Source organism: Myxococcus sp. AM011, from assembly GCF_013372595.1.
Lineage (GTDB): Bacteria > Myxococcota > Myxococcia > Myxococcales > Myxococcaceae > Myxococcus > Myxococcus eversor.
Genome location: NZ_JABXEM010000448.1, coordinates 1 through 5012, shown reverse-complemented (window position 1 = coordinate 5012; position 5012 = coordinate 1). Strand labels below are relative to the sequence as shown.

The window sequence follows — 5012 nt, the reverse complement described above, 5'->3', positions numbered from 1 at the left end:
GGCTGGGGGTGGGCGTGGGGTTGATGTACTGGACGGATCCACGCAGTGGCCGGTGGCGCAGGTCCCACCTGCAAGGCAAGGCGGTGCACGCCGCCCACGAAGCTGGAAGCGCGGCGGGTGTCGTGAAGAGGGATCTGGCCCAGCGCTCACGGGGCCTGTTCCTGGAGTCCATCGGCCGGTTCCGCTCCGAGACGGTGGACGACGTGACGCTCGCCGAGCGCGTCCGCTCCGCGCTGGGCCGCGTGTGCTCGCATCCGGGCTCCGTGAAGGTGGCCGCGCGCGATGGCGTGGTGTCACTGGAGGGCTCCATCCTGCTCGAGGAGCTCAAGCGCGTGGTGCCGTTCATCCGGCGCGTGCGCGGGGTGCGCGGCGTGGAGAACCGGCTGCTGCCCTTCGCGGACTCGACGCGTCGGTCCGAGCTTCAGGGCGGGCGCGCGCGGGGGGGACCGTCGCGGACCTTCGGCCCGGCGCATTGGTCTCCTTCCGCGCGGTTCTTCGGCGCGCTCGGGGCCCTGTCGCTCGCGTCGGGAGCCATCCAGCGGCGCGGCATCCTCGGGGGGTTGCTCGGCGCGGGAGGTCTGGTGTTGGGGCTGCGCGCGCTCAGCAATCTGGACCTGCGGAGTCTCACCGGCCTCGGCGTGGGACCCCGCGCCATCACCCTGCACAAGGACATCACGGTGAACGCGCCGGTGGAGGAGGTCTTCGCGTTCTGGGACGCGATGCAGAACTTCCCTCGCTTCATGACGCACGTGGATGAGCTTCGCGTCGACACCGAGGGCCGCTCGCACTGGAAGGTGAAGGGCCCCGCGGGTCTCCACTTCGAATGGCAGGCCGTCGTCACGCAGCGCGTGCCCGGCAAGCTGCTCGCATGGAAGAGCGTGCAGGGCACGTCCGTGGAGAACGCGGGTGTCATCCACTTCGAGCCCACGCCGAAGGGCGGCACGCGGGTGGACATCCGCCTCTCGTACAACCCGCCCGCGGGCGCCATCGGCCATGCCTTCGCGCGCATGCTGGGCGTGGACCCGAAGCGGCAGATGGATGATGACCTGCTGCGCCTGAAGTCCCTGTTGGAGCGAGGCAAGGCCACGGGGCGAGAGACGGTGACGCGCGAGTCCCTGTCGACAGGGCGCGGTCGACCGTCGCTGATGCACTGAGGCCCCGCTCGGAGGGAGGGCGGGCGGCCGGGTCGCCAGCTCCCGCGGGATTTGCGCACCCCCGGCTCCGCGTCGATGGGTGCGCAATTCTTGCGCGCACCGGGGCCGTTTCGCCCCCGTGTGACTGGCGTGGTGCTTGCTTCGGAGTTCCTCCTCCGATGCGGGGCGAGCGGTTAATCTCGGGCCCTGAAACCATGGCGGAAACCTTGTTCGAGGAGCTGAAGCGGTACGTGGGCTTTGGAGCGCGGGACGAGCAGTCACTCGTCGGCCTCCACGCCATCGCGCATCCGCATTTCCCCCGCATCGCTCGCGTCTTCTACGACCGCATCCTGGAGCACGAGGGCGCGCGTCGGGCCCTGGAGGGCGGCGAGAGTCAGGTGGGGCACCTGCGCGGCACGTTGCAGGTGTGGATGGACCAGCTCCTGCGGGGCCCATGGGACGAGGCGTACTACGCCCTGCGCTGCCGCATCGGCCGGATGCACGTGCGCATCTCCCTGCCGCAGCACTACATGTTCGGCGCGATGAATGTGCTGCGCCAGGAGCTCAACGCCATCATCGACTCGGCGTACCTGGACCAGCCGGAGACGCTGCACGGCGCCCGCGCGGCGCTGGGGCGCATCCTGGACCTGGAGCTGGCCATCATGCTCCACACGTATCGCGAGGACCTGCTCGCGCAGCAGGCGCGCCACGAGCGACTGGCGACCTTCGGCCAACTGGTGGGCTCCATCGGCCACGAGCTGCGCAACCCGCTGGGCGTCATCGAGACCTCGCTCTACATCCTGCGCAGCCGCGCGGGTCCGTCGATTGACGAGCGCACGACGAAGCACCTGGACCGCATCGGCGAGCAGGTGGGCATCGCCAACCACATCGTGTCCGACCTGCTGGACATGATTCGGGACCGGCCGCTGCAACGCCAGGAGGTCTGGCTGGACGAGGTCTGGCAGGAGGCCCTCAAGGCCGTGGCCCGGCCGGACCTGGTCCGCGTCACCGCGGAGGGACTGGTGGCGCTGCCGCCGGTGCATGGAGACGCCGGGCAGCTGCGCCAAGTGTTCGTCAACCTCTTGGAAAACGCGGTGCAGGCGCTGGAGGAGTCGGGTGGCGACGTGACGCTCATCGGCGCCACACGCGAGTCCGGTGGGGTGGAGTTGGTGCTGGAGGACTCGGGGCCGGGCGTCAGCGACGTCATTCGAGGACGCCTCTTCGAGCCGCTGATGACCACGAAGGCGCGGGGCATCGGCCTGGGCCTGCCGCTCGTCCGGCGCATCCTGGAGCGGCATGGCGGCACCATCACCTACGCGCCGCGCGCGGGGGCCGGAGCCCGCTTCGTGATTCAGCTTCCCAGCACGCCCGAGGAGGGGCCCCATGCGCCATTACCTCCTGCTGGATGACAACCGGGCGCTGGCGGAGAACCTGGCGGAGATCCTCCGGGACGAGGGCCACCAGGCCACCGTCGTCGTCTCCGGTGACGAGGCGCTGCGCGAAGTGGGCACCACGCGCTTCGACGCGCTGGTGACGGACATGCGCATGCCCGGCATGAGCGGCGCGGACGCGGTGCGCCGCATCCGGCGGGTGGACCCGGGCCTGGCCGCGGTGGTGATGACGGCCTATCCCCGCGAGGACGATTTGGAGACGGCGCGGCGGGAGGGCCTGCTCGCGGTGTTGCCCAAGCCCGTGCCCATCTCCATGCTGATGGGCCTGCTGGCGAGTGCGCGGCGCGACGGGCTGGTGGTGGTGGCGGAGGATGACCCGGCGCTGAGCGACAACCTCTCCGAGGTGCTGCGCGCGCGGGGTTTTTCATGTGTGACGGTGGCGTCGGTGCTGGACGCGGACCTGCTCTCGTGCGCGGCGCCCTTCGCGGCGCTGGTGGACCTGCGCATGCCCGGCGGGCCCGACGGCGAGACGCTCCGGAGGCTGCGCGCGCGCTATCCGAGCCTGCCCACCTTCGTCATGACGGCGTGGCCGGACCTGGCTCCGCTGGACGTGGGCGTGGAGGTCTTCTCCAAGCCCTTCGACACGGGAGCGCTCATCGGCGCGTTGGAGTCGAAGTACGCCGAGCGCCCCGAGGCCCGGCCATGACCGAGCCCACGGCCCAGCCTCCCTCTCGCGTCCTCGTCGTGGACGACAACGCGGCGTTTCTCGACAACCTGGGGGAGTTGCTAGGGGACGCGGGCTACGCGGTTCATGCGGCGTCGACGTGTCGGGGGGCGCGGGAGAAGGCGCGCGAGGGCTTCGACGTGGCGCTGGTGGACCTGCGCCTGCCGGATGGTGACGGGACGGCGCTGGCGGCGGAGCTGAAGGTGGGTGCGCCGGACTCCGAAGTCGTGCTGCTCACGGGCTTCGCCACGCTGGAGACGGCGGTGGCGGCGGTGCGCGCGGGGGCGTGTGCGTACTTGATGAAGCCATGCGCGCCGCGCGAGTTGCTCCTCACGCTGGAGCAGGCGATGCGACAGGTGCGGCTGCACGCGGAGAAGCGCGAGCTGGCGCGGCGCGCGCAGGTGACGGAGAAGCTGGCCGCCGTGGGGACGATGACGGCGGGGTTGTCGCACGAGATTCGCAACCCGCTCAACGCAGCCGCGCTCCAATTATCCGTGCTGGAGCGTCGCGTGCGCAGGCTGCCCGACGGACAGCAGGGCGCGCTCCTGGAGCCGTTGCTGCTGGTGCGCGACGAGATTCGCCGGTTGGACCACATCCTGGAGGACTTCCTCCAGTTCGCCCGTCCCCGGGAGTTCCGCCCCGGCTCCGTGGACGTGAAGGCGCTGGTGCGCCGCGTGGTGGACCTCTTGAGCAGTCAGGCCGAGACGCGGAAGGTGACGCTGTCGCACGTCATTCCGGAGGCGACGTTGCCCGCGCTGTCCGGCGAAGAGGAGCGACTGAGGCAGGTGCTCATCAACCTGTGCCTCAACGCGCTGGAGTCCACGCCCGCGCAAGGCCGGGTGACGTTGACTGTCGGCGCGGAGGAGGGGCGGGTGCGGCTCACGGTGGACGACACGGGCCCGGGCGTCCCGGAGGCGGTGAGGGACCGCATCTTCGAGCCCTTCTTCACCACGAAGGTCCAGGGCTCCGGGCTGGGGCTCCCCATCGTCCACGCCATCGTCACGCAGCACGGCGGGACGCTGGAGGTGGGCACGGCGCCCGGAGGGGGCGCTCGCTTCCTGCTGCGGTTGCCGGTGGCGCGGTAGGGAAGGCCCGCGCCGCACCGGCGTCACCCGCTGGAGAGGTTCAGAAGCCCAGCGGAGGAGCCGCGAGGCTGGACGCGGAGACGCTCGCGCAGAGGATGCAGGCGCTCTGGTTGGAGCCGTCCGCGCGCTTGCCCGGCTTGTCCGCGCTGGCGACCTGACGCCGCTCGTCCATGCCACCACCGGGCTCGTTGGTGAACCAGATGTCGAACTCGTAGTGCACGGGCACGGGCTTGCCATCGAGCGTCGCGGGCTCGTAGCGCCACGTGGTGAGCGCGCGGATGACGCCCTCCTCCAGGCCGGAGAGCCCCTGGAGCGACTTGCAGTCGGTGACGGAGCCCTCGGCGGTGATGGTGCAGCGGGTGACGACCGCGCCCTTGGGGACTGCGGACATGCGCGAGCGCATGTGCTGGGTCAGGTCCGCGAAGTGCATCCTGCTCCCGGACAGGAAGCGGGGCGGGGTGATGCCGGGGCCGAGCGCGAAGACGCCGTCTTGCGCGGGCCTGGGCGTGGTGGCCACGGGGACCGGCGTCGGGAGGGGCTGCTCCACCTGGGGAGGAGCCTCGGCCACCTGGACGGGGGCGACAGGCGCGCTCTCCAGGGCGATGGCGGGAGCCGCCGGCTCCACGTCCAGCGAATAGGGCGTCCGGGGCAGCTCCGTGCGGACGATGCTCTGTGTGTC

The 5012-nt window shown here is 71.1% G+C and carries 5 protein-coding genes; 4 read left to right on the top strand and 1 reads right to left on the bottom strand.

The window, feature by feature from the left end:
• Positions 1-8 precede the first annotated feature (8 nt).
• From HUW62_RS45765 to HUW62_RS45750, 4 genes are all read left to right on the top strand, one after another.
• Complete coding sequence (locus HUW62_RS45765; RefSeq protein WP_368670644.1) at positions 9-1154, top strand: SRPBCC family protein; 1146 nt, start codon at positions 9-11, stop codon at positions 1152-1154.
• A 194-nt stretch (positions 1155-1348) separates the two neighbouring features.
• Entirely contained in the window at positions 1349-2542 is a 1194-nt protein-coding gene (locus HUW62_RS45760; RefSeq protein ID WP_163864517.1) for a sensor histidine kinase, read from the top strand.
• Positions 2517-3230, top strand: a complete 714-nt coding sequence (locus HUW62_RS45755; protein WP_163864518.1) for a response regulator — start codon at positions 2517-2519, stop codon at positions 3228-3230. Before HUW62_RS45760 ends, HUW62_RS45755 begins: the two co-directional genes overlap by 26 nt.
• Complete coding sequence (locus tag HUW62_RS45750) at positions 3227-4333, top strand: sensor histidine kinase (RefSeq protein WP_163864519.1); 1107 nt, start codon at positions 3227-3229, stop codon at positions 4331-4333. The genes HUW62_RS45755 and HUW62_RS45750 overlap by 4 nt, the downstream gene beginning before the upstream one ends.
• Before the next feature lie 40 nt (positions 4334-4373).
• Here HUW62_RS45750 and HUW62_RS45745 read toward each other — a convergent pair.
• On the bottom strand, positions 4374-5012 hold a 639-nt coding region (locus HUW62_RS45745), incomplete at its 5' end, for an energy transducer TonB (RefSeq protein WP_176438023.1).

Bases quoted from the DNA above. Each gene is read 5' to 3' on its own strand.
- HUW62_RS45760 (WP_163864517.1), top strand. From the start codon at position 1,349: ATGGCGGAAACCTTGTTCGAGGAGCTGAAGCGGTACGTGGGCTTTGGA.
- HUW62_RS45755 (WP_163864518.1), top strand. From the start codon at position 2,517: ATGCGCCATTACCTCCTGCTGGATGACAACCGGGCGCTGGCGGAGAAC.
- HUW62_RS45750 (WP_163864519.1), top strand. From the start codon at position 3,227: ATGACCGAGCCCACGGCCCAGCCTCCCTCTCGCGTCCTCGTCGTGGAC.